The sequence below is a fragment of the Wolbachia endosymbiont (group B) of Schoenobius gigantella genome (genome assembly GCF_964031005.1).
Taxonomy (GTDB): Bacteria; Pseudomonadota; Alphaproteobacteria; order Rickettsiales; family Anaplasmataceae; genus Wolbachia; species Wolbachia pipientis.
In genome coordinates this window covers 174294-194732 of record NZ_OZ035002.1, presented here as the reverse complement: position 1 = coordinate 194732, position 20439 = coordinate 174294, and the positions used below count along the sequence as shown (strand labels likewise).

Here is a 20439-nt window from a genome sequence, read left to right as displayed (position 1 = left end):
ATAAATTAATAATCAGAATAGGGCAATTTTTCGGATTGTTGATGATATTTAAAATTTCACTATAATGAAAGTTTAAGCCAGCGTTTTTAAGATGAATAAAGAGTTATTAGATGACATACTTTCACTTGAAGATAAAGCAGTTTCCGAAATTGAGAATGCTTCTTCTTTACAAGATTTAGAAAAAGTTAGGCTATCATATTTGGGAAAAAAGGGTGTAATTAAAGCTTATTTTGACAACTTAAAAGAGATAGAAGACGCAGGAAAAAAGCGCAATTTAGGCGAAGTTATCAACGTTTTACGTAATAAGCTAGATCAGCTTATAATGAATAAGGAGAATATACTAAAAGCCGAAGAAGTTAACTTTAAATTGCAGAACGAGGCAGTTGATATCACGTTGTCTGCGAGGCCAGAAAAAATTGGCAAGGTCCATCCACTCAGTAAGGTTCTAAATGAAGTAAAGCTTATTTTTGCACATATGGGTTTTAAGGCAGTTGATGGCCCTGACATTGAAGATGAATTTCATGTATTTGATGCACTGAATACTCCAAGTCATCATCCTGCACGAGAGGAGCAAGATACCTTCTACTTAAAGAATAAAATAGATGATAAAAGAATGGTACTGCGCACTCACACCTCATCTGTACAGATTAGAACCATGGAAAAAACAAAAAAATTCCCAATTAAAATAGTAGCCGCAGGTAGAGTATACAGAAACGACTTTGATGCAACTCACACCCCTATGTTCCATCAAATAGAGGGGTTATATGTCGATGAGAATGTCAATATGGGCCAGTTAAAATTTACTATTCATCACTTCCTTAATAAGTTCTTTGGCGATAAAGGGCTGAAGATACGTTTTCGTAATAGTTTTTTCCCTTTTACCGAGCCTTCTGCGGAAGTGGACATAAGTTATAAAGGTAGTAAATGGGTAGAAGTACTGGGATGCGGTATGACGCATCCAAATGTATTTCAAAATGTTGGAATAGACCATACTAAATACAACGGTTTTGCGTTTGGCATTGGTATAGAAAGGCTTGCAATGCTAAAATATCAAATTAGCGACTTGAGGAGCTTTTATGACAACAAAATCAGCTGGCTTGATCATTACGGTTTTCATTTTTCATCTTTAAGATAAGTGATAAGTAAAACTCATACGTTCGTTATACTTGCTGCAGGGCATGGCAGGCGGATGAATTCAGATTTGCCTAAGGTCCTACACAAAATAGGCAGTTTTTCCATGCTCCAGCATGTCATTTACAATGCAAAACAGTTAAATCCTGAAAATATTGCTGTTGTAGTTGATCAGCCTTTAATTGAAAGACTAAAGTGTTTTAAGGATATACAGTTAATTACACAAGAATTAACACTTGGCACGGGAGATGCGGTCAAAACTGCGATGAGAAACCTAAGAGAATTGCCAGATTCAAGCATAGTTGTTGTGCAGTATGGGGATACTCCGCTCATAAAAAGCAGCACAATAACTAAAATGATTAGTTATTTAGAAGGCAAGGCTCTAGTTTGCCTAGGTTTTAGGACAAGCAATAAAGAATACGGTAGGTTAATTATTGAGAATGGTTCCTTAAGAGAAATCGTAGAAGCAAAGAGTGATAAAAATAATCATGAAGAATTTCTTGCAAATGCTGGAATAATGGTTGCATGTGCAAAGAATTTACGTGAATTGGTGGAGAAAATAGAGTGCAATAGCTCAACTCATGAATATTACTTGACCGATATAGTTTCCATTGCAGTGAAGAGTAATTTAAATGTCGGTTACGTTATTACCGGTGGAGAAGAAGCAACGGGAATAAATAACAGAAATGACCTTATAAAAGCTGAGTTTTACTTTCAAGAAAATAAAAGAAAAATTTTTACCGACTCCGGAGTAACGCTTGTTGCACCAGAGACTGTTTTCTTTTCTCTTGATACGCAAATTGCCAGAGATTCAGTTATTTACCCATATGTTTTTTTCGGTACTGGAGTGAAAATAGAGTCTGGTGCGAAAATACTGCCATTTTCGCATTTAGAAAACTGCTTAATTAAAAGTAATGCTGAGGTCGGTCCATTTACCAGAATACGCGGAAACACAACAATTGGTAATAAGGCAAAAATAGGAAATTTTGTGGAAGTGAAAACAAGTGAAGTTGGTCAAAACACTAGAATAAAACACTTAAGTTATATAGGAAATGCTAAAGTAGGGCAGGAGAGTAATATAGGAGCAGGCACTATTGTTTGTAATTATGATGGGAAAAATAAACATGAAACGAATATAGGGAGCAATTGCTTTGTTGGCGCCAATAGCTCACTAATTGCGCCGCTTAATATTCATGATGAATCTGTAATTGCAGCAGGTAGTGTTATAGTTGAGGATGTACCAGAAAAAAGCCTTGCAATAGCAAGAGAAAAGCAAGTAACTAAGAGAATAAAGTAGTCTAATTTAATTATGTTGTTGTGTCATTTTTAATATTAGACTTCTTGCATAACCATATAACAAACTTTTATTGGGAATAGAAACAAAAAAACTTCCTTGACAAACTCCGCCAGCCCCCTTATCATAACAGTGAAGCTATTGTATTTGCTTTCGCCAATCTGCAGATTAAAAGGTAAGGATTACTTAATGTATCGGCGTCTTATGTTTAATTTTTTGCAGTATATAGATACTGTATGTCTTTACAAAACTTCATCTACATCTAGATTTTTATCTAAATAAGCTGAACGCGCTTATAAAGCGTTACAAGACATCAAAAAATGCCAATACTCGACAGAGATAGTAAAAGACTAGCTAACTCGGGGGTCCTTTGTCTTTTTTTCTGCTTAGTAAATTTCTTAAACATTTGCAGCGTAGGTTAGTTGCAATTAAAAGCAGCTAAATTGCAGTGTTTAAGACTTAAAAAACGCCAATACTGAAAATAGACAATGACTAGGGTTTCTTTTGCCTTTTTTTTCATTTGGTAAATTCCTTAATGTTTATGGCTAAACGACAATCGTCATCCCGCTGCTTGTTAGCGGGATCTATTGCTGAGATACCGCGAATGAATCGCGGTATGACGGTTCGCGGCGGTATGACGTAGGACTGCTGTCATCCCAGTGCGTGACACTGGAATCCCAAAAAAGGATGATGTCATCCTAGTGCTCCTTTTTTTGTCATCCGAGTAGCTGACACTTGGATGACATCGTCATAAAGGAACCAGTGTCAAGCTACTCGGATGACAGGAGAAGGGGCTACTTGCATGACGGTGTCGGTAAACTTAGAGCTATAATAACTATTTGCCTTTTTTCTGCTTAGGTTATGCAAGAAGTCTACTGTCTGAGAAAAGGTAGATAAAAGATGAAAACAGATAGAAGTATTTTAGTAGCTCAAAAAGAACGTTAAGTCATGCTTTTTATTTATATTGACAGCGTATATGACATCGTTTACGATTAAAGTTAATAACAATAATTTATATTTATCATGTTTGCAGTAATTGAGACTGGTGGAAAGCAATATTTAGTAAAAGAAGGTAGTATAATAAAGGTAGAGAAGTTAGAAGCTGAAGAAAAAAAAGAGGTGGAAATCAATAAGGTGATTTGTATTTCAAATAGTGGCTTATCTTATTCATCTAATGCTACTGTTAAAGCTGAAGTGTTGGAGCAGTGCAGGGGGGAAAAAATTATAATCTTTAAGAAGAAAAGAAGAAAAAATTACCGTAGGAAAACTGGTCATAGGCAGTATATAACTGTTCTTCGTATAAATGAAATTAGTCTTCAAAAGTAAGAGGTAAGATATGGCAACTAAAAAATCAGGTGGTAGTTCCTGTAATGGTAGAGATTCAGCGGGTCGTAGGTTAGGAATAAAGAAGAATGGGAAGGTTATTCCTGGTAACATAATTGTGCGCCAAAGAGGCACAAAATTCCATCCTGGAAAGAATGTTGGTATAGGTAAAGATCATACGATTTTTGCTAAAATAGAAGGCTGGGTCAGCTTTAGAAGATCAGCAAATAAAAAGACTTTTATTGATATCTTGCCTACAGATAATATGAAAGCTTCAGCTTGAATAAATCAGGGGTCTGTAGCTCAGGTGGTTAGAGCGCACGCCTGATAAGCGTGAGGTCGGAGGTTCAACTCTTCCCAGACCCACCATTTAGTAGTTACTAACTGTGTTTTCTATAGCGGTTTTGATATTGTATAAGCAAAAACATGAGTTTATATAAAAATTTAGTAACCAGTGAATCAGTGGCGGCTGGTCATCCAGATAAAGTAGCAGATCAAATTTCAGATGCAATACTTGATGAGTACCTTTTTACTGATCCTTTTGCGCGAGCTGCAATAGAGACTTTAGTCACCAAAGATAACGTTATTATAGCTGGGGAAGTGTTTGGGCCTAACATCAAAAATAGCAGGATTGAAAGTATTGTACGGAATACAATAAAAGATATTGGTTACAAGCACGATGGGTTCCACTGGAGAAAAGTGAAAGTAAATATATTGCTGCATGAGCAATCAAATGACATTGCAATAGGGTTGGATCAAGGTGCTGGAGATCAGGGCATAATGTATGGCTATGCAACAACAGAGACAGAAAACCTTATGCCGGCACCCATTTTTTATGCACACTCGATTCTGAAAAATATCATGAGCGCAGTTAAAGAAGCAAAACTTGGTCCAGATGCAAAGTCACAAATCACTTTGGCATATGAGAATAACCTCCCGGTACGTGCTGAAAGTATTATTGTCTCAATACAGCACCCTGAGGATTTGGATCAATCAAAAGTAAAAGAAATAATTTACCCTTACATAGTTTCATCTTTACCTGAAGGATGGATGTGTCCTGAGGAAAATCTCTTAGTCAATCCAACTGGTAGATTTGTTATTGGTGGACCGGTTAGTGATTGTGGATTAACCGGACGAAAAATTATGGTTGATACTTATGGAGGTTATATTCCACACGGTGGAGGAGCGTTTTCCGGAAAAGATGCAACCAAAGTTGATAGATCTGCGGCTTATATGGCAAGATATCTTGCTAAAAATATTGTCTTTGCAGGTTTGGCTGAACGTTGTCTTGTGCAGCTTTCTTATACAATTGGTGTATCAAAACCTACTTCATTCTATATTGATACATTTGGTGCGAATAAGGTAGAGGAAAGAGTAATTAAAAAGTTTATCGAGAATAATATAGATTTATCAACAAAAGGCATAATCAAGCATTTATCGCTTAATCATCCTATATATAAACGTACAGCCTGTTATGGACATTTTGGTAAAGAGTCAGAAAGTGACGGTGGATTTTCTTGGGAAAGCATAAACTTGTCTGCTGATCTTCGTAGAGAATTCAATATAGAAGGTAATAGTAAAATTTCTTTAGATTGCTAAAATTTTTGATTTACAGCCCCATATTTATATACTAGCTTATTGTTAAAGCATAGCACGCTTTTTCATAATAATTATACCATATTAGTAATAATTTTTATATTCAATTTTTATTGTGAGGCTTATAAAGTGTATAACGAAATAGAAGGAGAACTGTACAACGTAATTGTAAGAGGTTGTCCGGAAACTAGTAAATTCAAGCATATTCCCTCTTTAACATAACCCTACTCATAGCTAGGTATATGAAATTCTCAGTGGATGTTGTGAGTAAATCATACTCCTTCGATAGCCTTCTATTCCTATTAACCCAAGCAAAAGTCCTTTCTACAACCCATCTTCTTGGCTGTACTTTAAACCCTTGTTCTCTTGTTGGTAGTAGCTCAGGTGGCGTATCTTTGTGCACCCAAAATCTACATGGAGGCCTTTTAACAATTTCAATATCTATGTCATATTCTTCCTTTATGTGATTCTTTAAATTTCTTCCTTGGTATCCCATGTCAGCCCACATTTTTTTAACTTTAGTATATTTTGTTCTCATATTGTTTAATGCTATTTTAATACCATCTCTATCATTTTCGTTAGCAGCGCCTACGTAACAACCTAGTATAAAACCCTGAGTGTCTGTAATTATATGCCTTTTTCTACCCTTTACTTTTTTACTTCCATCATAGCCTTTGATCCCCCCTTTTCTGTAGTCTTTACAGATTGACTATCTACTATACAGGCACTCGGCTGCTCATTCCTTCCTATTTTTCTTCTACTATATTTTGTAATTTCATAATTCATTTTCTCAAAAATTCCCTGCTTCTTCCATTGCCTGAACTGCTCATACACAGTCTTCCATAGCGGAAAATCATTTGGTAAATACCGCCATTGACACCCTGTACGCAATACATAGAAAATTGCTTCTAATATTTCTTTTTTGCTATACTTTGGCAGCCTTCCTCCTTTCTTGTATGATACTCTGAAGTGTTTTTCTATTCTTGCCCATTCCCTTTCGCTTAGATCTGTTGGATACTTTTTTCTCATCTTTACCCCGTACTAAAATTTCAGATATTATAGCCTTTTACTTGTTTCCGGACAACCTCTAAAAGAGTTTTCTGATCTTATTGATAAAATAAAAGAACACCCTTTTAATGTTGAATTGATAAATAATACATTAGATTATGAAAAATTCAAATTCTACCTTCAGCAGGATTTTCTGTATTGTATAGATTGCGCTCGTGCTTTTTTAATTGTTGCAGCTAGAGTTGATGATATTGAAATGATGAGTAGTTTAATCAATTTGGCACAAGGAGCATTTTATGTTCGAGAACAGTATAAAAAATATTTTGAAGATTGTGATCTATCTGATGATCACAAAAAGTCAAGAGCTTGTTCTGCCTTTACTGACTTTTTCATGAGTGCCGCATATCACAATTCTGTTAATGAAGCTTTAGTAGCATCTTATTCTTGCTTTAACATATACCAAATCGTTATACGCCATATGGTAAATGAGATAACAACTAAAGGGGTTAAAAATAACAAATACAAAGAGTGGATCAACATTTATAGTAGCGAAACAGTAAATGCTGTAATTGATGAGGTTACTGATATTACAAATAAGCTATATAAAAAAGCTAGTGACTGTGAAAAAAAGAGGATGTATGAGTTTTTTAAGAAAGGGCTGGAATTAGAAATAATGTTTTGGGATGAGGCATATTACTCTAATATATCTAGCAAAGAATATTAGCAGCGGATTATTTACGTTAACTTGATCTTTTATCGGTAACTACAGTGTTCAGTGGCATAATTAGGAGCTGTTACGGGTCAAATCTTTTAAAGGATATAATTGAGCATCCTTTTAATGTTGAGTTAGCGAATAACACCCTAAATATAGAGAACTTCAAATTCTATGCTCAACAAAAGACGTTGTTCTTAGGTGATTATATTCGTACCACCTTAATTACTGCATCCAAAATGGAAGATTATAGTAGTATTATCTCGCTTGCTGAAGTAGCCCAAAGAGTAGTGACTGTTAATAGAATGCTATATGACTACTACTTTACTATGTACGGTATAAGTCGCGAAAAGAAATCTCTTGAGTGTTTTAATTTCATTAATTTTCTTTTATCCATCTCGCATAGTAATACCTATGAGGCTATGACGGTTTTGTATTCTTGCATGTTTATATACGAGACTGTCGTTGATAGCATGAAAAATAGATTCAAGAAAAATAATAGATATAGGGATTGGTTTAATTTTTGTTACAGTGATTCAGTAAAGTCTGGATGCATTATTTTGGAAAATATTGTTGATGGATATTGCAGCAGAGCAAGAGAAAACGAAAAGAGCAGAATGCTTGAGTTGTTTAGAATAACTGCACAATTTGTGTTAGATTTTTTGAACGGTGCATATAATTTTTCAAGATTCAATCAATTTCCTAAGGAACATTGACAATTTTAAGCTAATTTGTATCCTTAATAAGTATTTTTTAAAATGCTATGAAAAGTAAAGAACATGATTTTCATTTAGTGGATCCAAGCCCTTGGCCAATTGCTGTATCAGCAGCAATTCTTATTCTTGCACTTGGATTAGTTGGCGCGCTTCATAAACAAATTGTCGGAATGTTTTGTTTAGTTTTGGGAATCTCCGCAGTATCAGGGGTGCTGTTTTATTGGTGGAGAGATGTAATAAGGGAGGCCATTTATGACAAATGTCACACTGCCATTGTAAAACATGGACTCAAATTTGCAATGTACTTGTTTATTCTCTCGGAGGTCGTATTTTTTATAGTGTTCTTTTGTTCATTCTTTAAAGCCTGGCTTGATCCAGTTTTTTTATTTGAGGCGTTTTCTCCTGCAAAAAAAGTTGAATGGCCCCCTGAGGGAATTTTGCCACCTGATCCGTGGTCACTACCATTCATGAATACATTAATATTATTGCTTTCTGGTACAACAATTACTTGGGCAAATCACTCTTTACTTAAAAATGATAAAAAGAGCATGATTAAAATGCTGTCCATAACTATATTGCTTGGAGTTTTTTTTATAATAGTGCAAGCAATAGAGTATCATGAAGCGAGTTTTTCTCTACAAGAAACAGGAGAAAAGCTTATTTATACATCCAATTTTTATATGATTACCGGTTTTCACTGCGCACACGTTATAATAGGAATAATATTTTTATCAGTGTGTTTATTTAGAGCACGGAAAGGCCAATTTACACTTCAGGACCATTTGTGCTTTGAGTTTGCCTCCTGGTATTGGCACTTTGTAGATGTAGTCTGGATATTTTTATTTTTGTTTGTCTATTGGTTAAGCGTTTATTAAGTGGTTAAAATAATAGGTCTAGATCCAGGAATAAGCAAGACTGGGTGGGCCGTTATCAGCCTGAACGAAAAAAATAATATTGAATTTTTGGGCGGCGGTACCATATCAACTGATGGTAAATTGGGTACAGGTGAACGCCTACATATAATTTTTGAACAATTAAAGAAAGTAATTTCCCTATACTCTCCGAATGAAGCTGCGGTGGAGAAAATTTTTGTTAATAAAAATCCTAAATCTTCACTAACTTTAGGATATGCAAGAGGGGTTGTAATTTTAGCGTTAAAAATAACAAAGCTAACTATGAATGAATATGATGCAAACTATGTAAAAAAAAGCATTACCGGAAATGGCCATGCTGATAAGGATCAGATTATATTTATGGTGAAGCAAATAGTTAAAAATTTGAGTATAAAATGCCACCATGCTGCTGACGCTCTTGCTGTAGCAATTTGTCATGCTTATACGAAAGGTTCTTGTTTTGTTGAGTAACTTTTATATGGGATTCAGTTTGAGAGGTTGTCCGGAAACTAGTAAATTCAAGCATATTCCCTCTTTAACATAACCCTACTCATAGCTAGGTATATGAAATTCTCAGTGGATGTTGTGAGTAAATCATACTCCTTCGATAGCCTTCTATTCCTATTAACCCAAGCAAAAGTCCTTTCTACAACCCATCTTCTTGGCTGTACTTTAAACCCTTGTTCTCTTGTTGGTAGTAGCTCAGGTGGCGTATCTTTGTGCACCCAAAATCTACATGGAGGCCTTTTAACAATTTCAATATCTATGTCATATTCTTCCTTTATGTGATTCTTTAAATTTCTTCCTTGGTATCCCATGTCAGCCCACATTTTTTTAACTTTAGTATATTTTGTTCTCATATTGTTTAATGCTATTTTAATACCATCTCTATCATTTTCGTTAGCAGCGCCTACGTAACAACCTAGTATAAAACCCTGAGTGTCTGTAATTATATGCCTTTTTCTACCCTTTACTTTTTTACTTCCATCATAGCCTTTGATCCCCCCTTTTCTGTAGTCTTTACAGATTGACTATCTACTATACAGGCACTCGGCTGCTCATTCCTTCCTATTTTTCTTCTACTATATTTTGTAATTTCATAATTCATTTTCTCAAAAATTCCCTGCTTCTTCCATTGCCTGAACTGCTCATACACAGTCTTCCATAGCGGAAAATCATTTGGTAAATACCGCCATTGACACCCTGTACGCAATACATAGAAAATTGCTTCTAATATTTCTCTTTTGCTATACTTTGGCGGCCTTCCTCCTTTCTTGTATGATACTCTGAAGTGTTTTTCTATTCTTGCCCATTCCCTTTCGCTTAGATCTGTTGGATACTTTTTTCTCATCTTTACCCCGTACTAAAATTTCAGATATTATAGCCTTTTACTTGTTTCCGGACAACCTCTAAACACAAATATTCCAGAGTTCCAATAATGATCGTTACTTAACTTACGCTCGGGCTTTTCTGTAAAATCTTTCACTATATGACATTTTTCTTTCTGATCATATACTGCATTTATATAGCCGTATTCAGAATTGAATTCATGAGGCTTAACCCCAAAAGTGACTATAGAGTTAGTTTCAGAGGCTAACTTAGACGCTTTTTGAGTAGAAGCATAAAAACTATTCAAATCACCTATAAAATGGTCTGAAGGCAGAATTAACATTGTCTCGTTTTCATTGCAGAGAAGTGCAGCAATTAATATTGCCGCTGCTGTTCCAATTTTCACTGGTTCGAAAATCACTTTATATTCTTGCAGTGCATGCAATTCCTCCATCACTAATGACTCGTACTGTATATTTGTAGCAATTATGGGCGGCATATAATCGCTTTTTAGCCTCAACAAAGTGTTGTGAAACATAGTGTTCTGACTAAATATTTTCTGAAATTGCTTTGGCTTAGATAAAGGCCAAAGTCTGCTACCACTACCACCACACAATATTACAGGGCGCATTTAGTTAAGATATTAATTATTTAATTAATATCTTATACTGAGGGCAAAATACATGCAAGTTTTTGTTGTGGAATAGTTAATAAAGAAAGTAAATGTTGATTTAAAGTAATTGCTAATGAGAGTGATCATGTGTAGCGCCTTGCCCTTGCTGTGAATTTCTTCTATTTTGTAATTCCTCAACATGACCTTTTCTTTTATCACTTAATATTTCATTACCCTTATTTTGTTCTTCCTCAGGACTCTTTAGTATTTCATTACTCTTGCTAACTTCTTTATCATCCCCTTGTTTCTTTGGCCTTCTAGCGTTAAGCTCATCCCATGTGCCCACTAGTGAATCACGATTCCCATGATCCGGCTTTAGCCTTTCTTCACCTTTAATAACATTAAAGTCACTTTTTGCTTCTTCCAAACATCCTTTCAGTTGGTGTTTCCACATGGTGTAGTAAGCATCACCATATTTTTTCTCATTTGCTACAAACAATAAAATTGGAGCCTTAAGTATGGTAGCTCCCATATCCACTAAATTTTTTACTGCCATTGCAGGAGTAAATAAAAGATAACCAAAAGACTTTGCAATTGGGTTTTGTTCGCTTATTAAATGCTCCCCTAACTTTATAGGAAGAGAAGTCAACAATTTAGTACAAACTTTAGCTAAACTTGTAGCAAAAACGATAGGAACAGATATAAGACTTTTATCTAGCTCTAGATTACCATTCTGATCTCTAATTTCTGAAAAATGGGTGCTTAGCTTCTTGTAATCACTAGTGTATAATAATTCTCCATTTCTTCCTTTTTCATCAACAACTTCCTGAACTTTACCTTCTTTATTTTTTACCTCTTTAGTTAGCACAGAAGAATTAGTTAATTCAAATGGATATTGAGGATCCTTAGTTTTTTCAGCTTCAAAAATTGGCACGTGTTTTTTCAAATCCATTCTCGAAAAGCCTAATGGCTCAAAATATGACTTATGCAACTCATTTATCGGAATTTGCTTACCCTGATTGTCTATATAATTGATAGTAAAATAAGATCTATCATTATCTTTATCTTTGGTAACTAAAGATAATCTGAAACTTGGTTGTTCTCCATTCTCATCTTGTTGACCATACAAAAGTTTATAGGTTGGATTTTTATCTTTATCTAGTATAGCATTTCCATGCACATCCCTGTTTTCTATGATTTTAGCAGACTGTACAATTTGATCATAATTTTTTGGATACTGGCATTTCCTTCCATCATACATCATTACCTTTCTAAGGTCTTCGACGTAAACTTGAGATTCAGGTGAAGTAAGCAGACCTTTTGCTTTAAGTGTAAGATCTATTGCTCCCTTTTTTAATGCTTCAAACATATTGTCAAACCAAAATCGCTATAATGCTATAGTTCAATAATAAAACTAGTACACTAATAATATATTAACACAGCACCGGTGATTTTACAAGAAAATATGCCTGTAGAAGATAAAGATTGTAAAAGCGAGGGTTATATAAGTAATGCTTGATAAGTACTTTATGCATGTAATTGTAAAAATCCTCAAAGGTACGCTGTGTATATAATCTTCGCATACTACCTGCATTCCAAGAACTGCGTGCCAAAAAATGCAAAACAACAATACAACAAAAAATAAAAGCTCTAGAGGGTGATTAATAAATTTTTCACTAAAAGACAAAGAGCTATCAGTATAAAATGTGCAAGAAAATGAATAGATAAACCAAGGAAACAGGAACAGTAAAATTACCGCAGAAACACGCTGAACCCACCAATGATGTACTGAATTTCCAGACTGACTCATATAAACATAAATAAAAAAGCCATAGTAGAAAGAAGTAGCGTTACTGTCAGCAGTATAGCACTCCTTGAAACGCCAGTAATTTCTAAATTAAGCCCAACATCCCACAATAAATGACGAATACCATTAAGAAAATGATATACAAAACTTATAAAACATAAGACATAAGCTAATTTAGCAACAGGAGTGAATAATAATGCATTTAAGTACCTTACTATAAGTAACTCAGGAAAGTAAACATGTAATATGAAATACCAAGAAAGTATCATTAATAAAAGGAATAGCAAGATACCAGTCAATCTATGCATAATAGAGAAAAAACTAGTAACTTGTACTTTATATATTTGTAAATGTGGAGAAAGAGGTCTATCACTCATAAAATTCCGTTATCGGGAAATTAAAATAAAGTAGAAGTAAAGACAGCAGTATAGCACATAACAACACCATCATTAAAAATGGTAAATTATGTGCAAAGCCTAAGGAGGTAATCCAGCTGCAGATTCCCCTACTGCTACCTTGTTACGACTTCACCCCAGTCACCGATCCCACTTTAAATAACTCCCTCCTTGCGGTTAGGTCGTTAGCTTCGAGTGAAACCAATTCCCATGGCGTGACGGGCAGTGTGTACAAGACCCGAGAACGTATTCACCGTGGCGTGCTGATCCACGATTACTAGCGATTCCAACTTCATGCACTCGAGTTGCAGAGTACAATCCGAACTGAGATGGCTTTTAAGGGATTAGCTTAGCCTCGCGACTTTGCAGCCCATTGTAGCCACCATTGTAGCACGTGTGTAGCCCACTCCATAAGGGCCATGATGACTTGACATCATCCCCACCTTCCTCCAGTTTATCACTGGCAGTTTCCTTAAAGTCCCCAGCATTACCTGATGGTAACTAAGGATGAGGGTTGCGCTCGTTGCGGGACTTAACCCAACATCTCACGACACGAGCTGACGACAGCCATGCAACACCTGTGTGAAACCCGGCCGAACCGACCCTATCCCTTCGAATAGGTATAATTTCCATGTCAAGGAGTGGTAAGGTTTTTCGCGTTGCATCGAATTAAACCACATGCTCCACCGCTTGTGCGGGTCCCCGTCAATTCCTTTGAGTTTTAATCTTGCGACCGTAGTCCCCAGGCGGAATGTTTAACGCGTTAGCTGTAATACAGAAAGTAAAACTTCCCATATTTAACATTCATCGTTTACAGCGTGGACTACCAGGGTATCTAATCCTGTTTGCTCCCCACGCCTTCGCGCCTCAGCGTCAGATTTGAACCAGATAGACGCCTTCGCCACTGGTGTTCCTCCTAATATTTACGAATTTCACCTCTACACTAGGAATTCCTCTATCCTCTTTCAATCTCTAGATTAGCAGTTTTAAAAGCAATTCCAAGGTTGAGCCTTGGGATTTCACTTTTAACTTACTAATCCGCCTACGCGCCCTTTACGCCCAATAATTCCGAATAACGCTAGCCCTCTCCGTATTACCGCGGCTGCTGGCACGGAGTTAGCCAGGACTTCTTCTGTGAGTACCGTCATTATCTTCCTCACTAAAAGAGCTTTACAACCCAAAGGCCTTCTTCACTCATGCGGCATGGCTGGATCAGGCTTTCGCCCATTGTCCAATATTCCCCACTGCTGCCTCCCGTAGGAGTCTGGACCGTATCTCAGTTCCAGTGTGGCTGATCATCCTCTCAGATCAGCTATAGATCATTGCCTTGGTAGGCTATTACTCCACCAACTAGCTAATCTAATATAGGCTCATCTAATAGCAATAAATTTTTCCCCCGTAGGGCGTATACGGTATTAGTTGCCGTTTCCAACAATTATTCCGTACTACTAGGTAGATTCCTATACATTACTCACCCGTCTGCCACTAAGTTATACCATAGCAAGCTACAATATAACTCCGTTCGACTTGCATGTGTTAGGCCTGCCGCCAGCGTTCATTCTGAGCTAGGATCAAACTCTCAAATTTAGACTTCAACCTATAAAAGGTTGAGGGTACATCGGATAAATCCGACAAAAAATAATTTAGCTTAATACTGCTGTCTTTATTTCTACTTTAGAAATATTTTAATCTCCAACTATTCAAACAACTTTAAGAATATTATTATGTGATATAATCACTATGTCAATATGTTTTTGCAAATCAAAAGCATTAATGTATAAATATATAACTATTCAGAATATTACCATGAAAAAATACATCTTTCTGCTTGCACTCGCGCCAATGTTAGTTGGCATCACATTATACTTATTGCGCAACATTGATAACACAAAACAATCTATAACTGCAGGTGACAAGTTTTACGAAGTATTATTCTTAAAAAAAGATAATAAGCCGCTGCTAGAAGAAATAGATTCAAATTGGGAGTATTTAGCAAATTTTGAACGCGCATTCAATCATATCTCAGATTCAATGCCAACAGACACAGCATCTATTTATAATGATTTGGCAGATGATAAAGATGCTCCTAATGTTTTGCGTGAGTTAGCACAATATTTAGAAGTAATGAGCTTACTTCACTCCAACGGTGAAAAAATAAATAAAGACAAAATTGATAATTTAGAATCAAGCACAGTGTATCCTTATTCAAGCCAAGAAGCTATCGCTGTAGTAAAGATACATAATAACGACATTAAAGGTGCAACTGAAATATTGCGTTCCCTATTAAATGATAGAAAATGCCCTATCCTAATCAAAGCTAATGCACAAGAATTACTCAGGATATATGGGAGTTAACTCATTGGACTTTTTGCATAGCTTTTGGCAGCGCATCGGATGAAACGAAAAAACTTACTTGACACCCTTCGCCAGCGCCCTTATCATGATAGTGAAGCTATTGTATTTGCTCTCGCCAATCTGCAGATTAAAAGGTAAGGATTACTTAATGTATCGGCGTCTTATGTTCAATTTTTTGCAGTATATAGATACTGTATGTCTTTACAAAACTTCATCTACATCTAGATTTTTATCTAAATAAGCTGAACGCGCTTATAAAGCGTTACAAGACATCAAAAAATGCCAATACTCGACAGAGATAGTAAAAGACTAGCTAACTCGGGGATTCTTTGTCTTTTTTTCTGCTTGGTAAATTTCTTAAACATTTGCAGCGTAAGTTAGTTGCAATTAAAAGCAGCTTAATCTTGCTTGTCAAGCGTTTAAAACATAAAAAACGCCAATATTTTAAAGCGGATAATAACCCCAGGGCTTCTTTTGCCTTTTTTTTCATTTGGTAAATTTCTTAATATTTATGGCTAAAGATTGCACGAATGTTGCAATTACAAAAACGATTTCTACTAGGGTGTCATCCCAGTGCGTGACACTGGAATCCAGCCTTTATTATGCAGCCACTTGGTTGAAATTAAGTCTTCTGGATCCCAGTGTCAGCTACTTGGATGACACCATTCTTTTTCCTGGATCCAAGTAGTCAGGGCACTGGGATGACAGCTACCCTGACAATCGTCATCCCGCTGCTTGTTAGCGGATACCGCGGCGGTATGACGTAGAAGTTATACTTTTATGCTTACCAACTTAATAAAATTCCTGGATTCCAGTGTCAGCTACTTTCATGACACCAACAGTTGATATTGGTTTGTTGCTTTGCTAGCCAACTACTAGCTATGCCTCAAGTTTCCTATTCAAAATTTTCAATATCAAATCCAATTCATTTGGATTATCATACCGTATCATAACTTTACCCTTAGAATTGTTGTCATTAATTTTGATCTTTAAACCAAGTTGAGAAGATATAGCGCCTTCTATTACTGTCATATCTTGATTTCTAGTATATCTCTGCTCTTTTTGATTGTTGTTTTGATGTAGGTCCTTTATCAGTTTTTCAGTTTGTCTAACGCTTAAGCCCTGAGAAACTATTTTTTCTGCAATACTTTCCGCATTTTCAACATTAATCAACGCTCTTGCATGACCCATAGACAATTTTTTCTCATTGATCATTGTTTTCACCCTATCAGGGAGCAACAACATCCGAATCATATTGGTTATGTGGCTGCGGCTTTTGCCTATAGCTGAAGCTAATTCCTCATGTGTATAGAAAAACTCATCTATCAGTTTTCTGTAAGCTTCACCTTCCTCTATTGGATTAATATCTTGCCTTTGTATGTTTTCAATAATGGATACTTCCAAGCATTCCTTGTCGCTCAGATCTTTTATGATAACCGGTGCACTATCAAGATTTGCAATCTTGCTTGCTCGCCAACGACGTTCTCCAGCTATTATTTCATAACCATCATCATTTGAATCTTTGCGTACCACGATAGGCTGTATAATGCCACTTTTCTTTATCGAATTTGCAAGTTCTCTTAATGACTCCTCGTCAAAATGTTTCCTCGGTTGAAATTTGCTTGGGTGCAGTAATGAAATAGGCAAATGCTCTTGTCGATCTTCTTTATTATCATAATTATCGCCTATGAGGCCGGCAAGACCTCTGCCGAGGCGTCTATCATCCTTCATACTACGCCCTCGCTTACTAGTTTCTTCTCCTTACAACTGCTCGCGTGCTTTTTTAAAATTTCCCTTGCCAAACTTATATATGCTTGTGCACCAGGACACTTAAGATCATACACAATAGCGGGTTTTCCATGAGAAGGCGCTTCTGATAACCGTACGTTACGTGGAATAACAGTCTCATACAATGGGATGATAGTTTTGTATACTTTATCATTTAAATACTGGCAAATATCGTTTTTAATCTGTTCACTGAGTTTGTTGCGCCTGTCATACATTGTTAACACTATCCCTTCTATTGCCAAAAAAGGGTTTAGGTTATTCCTTTTTATTAGCTCCACAGTTTTAACTAAATGGCTTAATCCTTCCAGAGCAAAAAATTCACACTGAAGAGGAACAATAATAGAATTAGCAGCAGTCAAAGCATTTATGGTCAGAAGCCCAAGTGATGGAGGACAATCGATGATTATATACTCATAATTATCGCGTATCTTCTCCAATGCGCTTTTTAGTACGAATTTTCCTCGCTCAAGTTGCGATAATTCAATTTCTGCAGCTGACAAATCAACTACTGACGAAATTAGCGATAAATTCGGAATTTCCTTTATATTGAAAATTGCCGATTCTATCAATTTATTTTCGCTGCTTAGTAGTATTTTGTATATGTTTTTTTCTTCCCTACTACGATAAGAAATCCCGAGTCCGGTGCTAGCATTTCCTTGAGGATCAAGATCTACCAATAAAGTGCTTTTTCCCACAGCAGCAAAGGCTGTCGACAAATTTATACTAGTTGTGGTTTTGCCAACTCCACCCTTTTGATTTACTATTGCAATAATCTTGCTCACGCCTTTTATCTTATGTATAAAATAATTCTATTGTATATATGCAAGAAACTTTTGCATTAGAAAATTTTTTTGTTGCTAACCACACTAAAATTAGACTGTCTTTTTTGCTTTGTGTAACACACTTTGAACCTTGTTTCCTAATTCATTCAGAGTGAATGGTTTTGGCAAAAAGTGAAAATCTTCTATATTGATGTCATCACTCTTTAAAAAAGCATCTTCTGCATACCCAGAAATAAAAATAACGTTGATATTTGGCCTATGGATCAATGCTTCTTTAACTATTTCTGGGCCGCTCACCTCTGGCATGATTACATCAGTGATTATAAGATCTATATGTTGACTTTTTTTACTGATTATTTCTGGCGCCTCGCTGCCTATGCTTGCTTCTATTACATCAAATCCTTTTCTTTTGAGTGCTTTAGAGATGAATTCCCTTACTGAATCTTCATCTTCGATTAATAAAATTATACCATTACCTTTAATTTCACTTACTACCGGTTTTTCTGTTTCTTCACTATCTTCCTCTCTATCATTTTCATCTGATATGTAAACCATGGGCAAAAATATGCTAAATTTAGTTCCATAATTTACTTTGCTAGCAACATAGATGTATCCTTCAGTTTGTTTAATAATGCCATATACAGTAGAGAGGCCAAGACCTGTACCAGAGGTAATATCTTTGGTAGAAAAAAATGGATCAAAGATCTTTTCAGTTGTATCACTCGTCATTCCACATCCAGTATCAATTACTTCAATCACAACATAATTTCCATGTTCAATCGCTTCCTTGTCTGGAGAAAACATATCCTGAGGTGTAGAATTTAATGAGTCAATCTTTTGATTAAAGGTTCGTATAGTTAATTCTCCGCCCTTTTCCATAGCAGCACTAGCATTGACTGCTAAGTTAAGTATAACTTGCTCTAATTGCCCTTGATCAGCCCTAACAGCACCCAAGTCTCTACCATAATAAATATTAAATTTTATATTTTCACCTATTAATCTTTTTATCATTTCATAAAGATTAGCTATAGTATTATTTACATCAATAATTTTTGGCTGCAAGGTCTGTCTTCTTGAGAAAGCAAGCAATTGTCTTACTAAATTTGATCCACGCTTTGCATTTTGCTGTATCTGTATTATATCTCCAAAAGATGGGTCACCAGCTGAGTGTTGGAGTAAAAGCAAATCGCAAAATCCTATTATCCCAGTCAATATATTGTTGAAATCATGCGCAATACCACCTGCTAACTGCCCTATAGCTTGCATCTTTTGATAATGCTCAAGCTTTATCTCTAGGTTTTTGTGTTCAGTATTGTCAATAAAATAACAAAGTATGAAGATCATTTTATTATGAAGAAACTTATTGAAATATATTTTTATGTTATTACCGCCGTTGAGCTGTACATCAAAAGACGCATTATTTATTCTATTACTCGAAAAATATTCACGTATTTTCACATGATAACTATCCAATATCAACGTAAAGATTGAATTATTATCTGACCCTGCAAGCTTTATTAGTGCCGTATTTTTCTTTACAAAGTTGCCGTTTATGTCACATTGTGCAATAGCAATTGATGAATTTGCAAAACAAGGGTGTAATTGATAATCAACAATATTTGATTCGGTTGGTGTTATAAAGCCATATATATAGCTATGGTTGTATTTATCACAAAATATAGCAGTGCTCATATAAGCCTTGAATGGAATACCACTTATAGTAAAAAACAAAATTTCATTATCGGTTGTTGTATTGTTATATTTAGATTGAGATATAAAATCACTGATTGAGCTACCTTTTTCCAGTTTTTTTAGTTCAAATATGTCTAAAAATCTTTTATTTACAGATAAAACCACCCCTTTGGCATTTGCAATGTAAGTTCCTATGCTGTGTTTTTCTATTAACTCTTCATATATCTGCTCCTTGTTTATCTGTGTTGCTTTTAATACAAAATACCCATCTGGCCTTGCTATTGGCACTAATGATAAATTTAAAATCTTATTACTATTTATAGCAATTTGGGGATTATCTGGTATCGGCTCAAAGAGCAAAAGAAAGTTAGATACTCTATTCTTCTTGTTTAAGGAAATGCATACCTGTACAGAAGAGTTATTTTTTAGTGCATGATAGAGTACTTTTTTGTCTGCTTCTGAAACATCTCCTATTTCAAGAATCTTGTCTAACGTAATGTCATCATCTATATGATCTTTAAACCTTTCGTAGAACCTTGCATCAGCATAAATAATACCTTCATCTTTATGTAAAATAAGGCAAAATTCTGTATTATGATTTAGTGCATTTGCAAATATTGCATTTTGAAATTCTATAGTATTAAGTAGGTATCTGTAGCGTTTTACATTATACATCATAAAGAGAGTTGTTAGAATGCTAACTAATAAATTAATCTCTATATTAATATGCTGACTATATATATCAAAAAAGTAGAGTATCGATATTGCTACTGGAGGTAAGAGCATAATAACTGCCATCACAACAATTGACATTCCATAATTTCTTAGTATGAAGTCAACCCTGTTCTCTTTTTTGTTATCTATGTATCTTTTATTCATTATTGTTACTTGGCATTGTTGTACATACGAAAATGTTCTATTATATTGATTTAATTATTATAGATTTATTAACGTCTTTGATAGATAATTATCATCCAAATCTAATTAAGTTCCTTAAATATCAGA

General features: G+C 35.3%; 17 protein-coding genes, 1 tRNA gene, 1 rRNA gene and 2 pseudogenes. 11 read left to right on the top strand and 10 right to left on the bottom strand.

The features are described 5' to 3' along the window. Window positions 1-91 precede the first annotated feature (91 nt). The 6 genes from pheS to metK all read left to right on the top strand — a co-directional run bounded on the left by pheS (window position 92) and on the right by metK (window position 5347). Window positions 92-1135 carry a phenylalanine--tRNA ligase subunit alpha gene (gene pheS / locus ACQH2O_RS00995; RefSeq protein WP_425385213.1) on the top strand — a complete coding sequence of 348 codons (1044 nt, stop codon included), beginning with the start codon at window positions 92-94 and terminating at the stop codon, window positions 1133-1135. After that, window positions 1136-2428, top strand: coding sequence for a bifunctional UDP-N-acetylglucosamine diphosphorylase/glucosamine-1-phosphate N-acetyltransferase GlmU (gene glmU / locus ACQH2O_RS00990; RefSeq protein WP_151808042.1), 1293 nt, complete (start codon window positions 1136-1138; stop codon window positions 2426-2428). 1020 nt (window positions 2429-3448) lie between these two features. Beyond that, window positions 3449-3751, top strand: coding sequence for a 50S ribosomal protein L21 (rplU, locus tag ACQH2O_RS00985; RefSeq protein WP_010082251.1), 303 nt, complete (start codon window positions 3449-3451; stop codon window positions 3749-3751). A 10-nt stretch (window positions 3752-3761) separates the two neighbouring features. Then, window positions 3762-4031 carry a 50S ribosomal protein L27 gene (rpmA, locus tag ACQH2O_RS00980; protein ID WP_010082252.1) on the top strand — a complete coding sequence of 90 codons (270 nt, stop codon included), beginning with the start codon at window positions 3762-3764 and terminating at the stop codon, window positions 4029-4031. Between the two features lie 9 nt (window positions 4032-4040). Continuing rightward, a tRNA-Ile gene (locus ACQH2O_RS00975) sits at window positions 4041-4117 on the top strand. Window positions 4118-4174: 57 nt separating this feature from the next. Continuing rightward, window positions 4175-5347 carry a methionine adenosyltransferase gene (metK, locus tag ACQH2O_RS00970; RefSeq protein ID WP_425385212.1) on the top strand — a complete coding sequence of 391 codons (1173 nt, stop codon included), beginning with the start codon at window positions 4175-4177 and terminating at the stop codon, window positions 5345-5347. Window positions 5348-5540: 193 nt separating this feature from the next. On the opposite strand, the gene ACQH2O_RS00965 is transcribed toward metK, so the two are convergent. Then, a protein-coding gene (locus ACQH2O_RS00965) for an IS5-like element ISWpi1 family transposase (RefSeq protein ID WP_264374449.1) occupies window positions 5541-6373 on the bottom strand; the annotation gives its coding sequence in 2 pieces (ribosomal slippage) (window positions 5541-6004 and window positions 6004-6373; 834 coding nt in all). A 115-nt stretch (window positions 6374-6488) separates the two neighbouring features. Here ACQH2O_RS00965 and ACQH2O_RS00960 point away from each other — a divergent pair. From ACQH2O_RS00960 to ruvC, 4 genes are read left to right on the top strand one after another with little or no spacing between them, the layout of a single operon-like run. Next, window positions 6489-7076 carry a TenA family protein gene (locus tag ACQH2O_RS00960; protein ID WP_223823049.1) on the top strand — a complete coding sequence of 196 codons (588 nt, stop codon included), beginning with the start codon at window positions 6489-6491 and terminating at the stop codon, window positions 7074-7076. Window positions 7077-7120: 44 nt separating this feature from the next. Continuing rightward, complete coding sequence (locus ACQH2O_RS00955) at window positions 7121-7780, top strand: TenA family protein (RefSeq protein ID WP_425385211.1); 660 nt, start codon at window positions 7121-7123, stop codon at window positions 7778-7780. A gap of 47 nt (window positions 7781-7827) precedes the next feature. Then, window positions 7828-8655 (top strand): cytochrome c oxidase subunit 3, encoded by an 828-nt coding sequence (locus ACQH2O_RS00950; protein ID WP_006279354.1) that lies wholly within the window; start codon window positions 7828-7830, stop codon window positions 8653-8655. Continuing rightward, entirely contained in the window at window positions 8656-9144 is a 489-nt protein-coding gene (gene ruvC / locus ACQH2O_RS00945; protein WP_425385210.1) for a crossover junction endodeoxyribonuclease RuvC, read from the top strand. Window positions 9145-9191: 47 nt separating this feature from the next. Here ruvC and ACQH2O_RS00940 read toward each other — a convergent pair. The 6 genes and pseudogenes from ACQH2O_RS00940 to ACQH2O_RS00915 form a co-directional block, all read right to left on the bottom strand. Continuing rightward, window positions 9192-10024: pseudogene (locus tag ACQH2O_RS00940) on the bottom strand (IS5 family transposase). 57 nt (window positions 10025-10081) lie between these two features. Further along, window positions 10082-10633: pseudogene (locus ACQH2O_RS00935) on the bottom strand (sugar phosphate nucleotidyltransferase); the annotation flags it as partial. A gap of 112 nt (window positions 10634-10745) precedes the next feature. After that, window positions 10746-11984, bottom strand: a complete 1239-nt coding sequence (locus tag ACQH2O_RS00930) for a hypothetical protein (protein ID WP_425385209.1) — start codon at window positions 11982-11984, stop codon at window positions 10746-10748. Between the two features lie 84 nt (window positions 11985-12068). After that, window positions 12069-12425 (bottom strand): succinate dehydrogenase, hydrophobic membrane anchor protein, encoded by a 357-nt coding sequence (gene sdhD / locus ACQH2O_RS00925; protein ID WP_010963113.1) that lies wholly within the window; start codon window positions 12423-12425, stop codon window positions 12069-12071. After that, window positions 12422-12799, bottom strand: coding sequence for a succinate dehydrogenase, cytochrome b556 subunit (sdhC, locus tag ACQH2O_RS00920; RefSeq protein ID WP_010963112.1), 378 nt, complete (start codon window positions 12797-12799; stop codon window positions 12422-12424). The genes sdhD and sdhC overlap by 4 nt, the downstream gene beginning before the upstream one ends. A gap of 100 nt (window positions 12800-12899) precedes the next feature. Beyond that, window positions 12900-14404: ribosomal RNA gene (locus ACQH2O_RS00915) — 16S ribosomal RNA — on the bottom strand. Between the two features lie 153 nt (window positions 14405-14557). On the opposite strand from ACQH2O_RS00915, the gene ACQH2O_RS00910 reads away from it, so the two are divergent. Beyond that, entirely contained in the window at window positions 14558-15172 is a 615-nt protein-coding gene (locus tag ACQH2O_RS00910) for a hypothetical protein (protein WP_010963111.1), read from the top strand. Window positions 15173-16051: 879 nt separating this feature from the next. On the opposite strand, the gene ACQH2O_RS00905 is transcribed toward ACQH2O_RS00910, so the two are convergent. The 3 genes from ACQH2O_RS00905 to ACQH2O_RS00895 form a co-directional block, all read right to left on the bottom strand. Then, window positions 16052-16903 carry a ParB/RepB/Spo0J family partition protein gene (locus ACQH2O_RS00905; protein ID WP_006279814.1) on the bottom strand — a complete coding sequence of 284 codons (852 nt, stop codon included), beginning with the start codon at window positions 16901-16903 and terminating at the stop codon, window positions 16052-16054. After that, window positions 16900-17742, bottom strand: a complete 843-nt coding sequence (locus ACQH2O_RS00900) for a ParA family protein (RefSeq protein ID WP_006280226.1) — start codon at window positions 17740-17742, stop codon at window positions 16900-16902. The genes ACQH2O_RS00905 and ACQH2O_RS00900 overlap by 4 nt, the downstream gene beginning before the upstream one ends. A 90-nt stretch (window positions 17743-17832) precedes the next feature. Further along, complete coding sequence (locus ACQH2O_RS00895; RefSeq protein WP_425385208.1) at window positions 17833-20313, bottom strand: ATP-binding protein; 2481 nt, start codon at window positions 20311-20313, stop codon at window positions 17833-17835. Window positions 20314-20439: the final 126 nt, after the last annotated feature.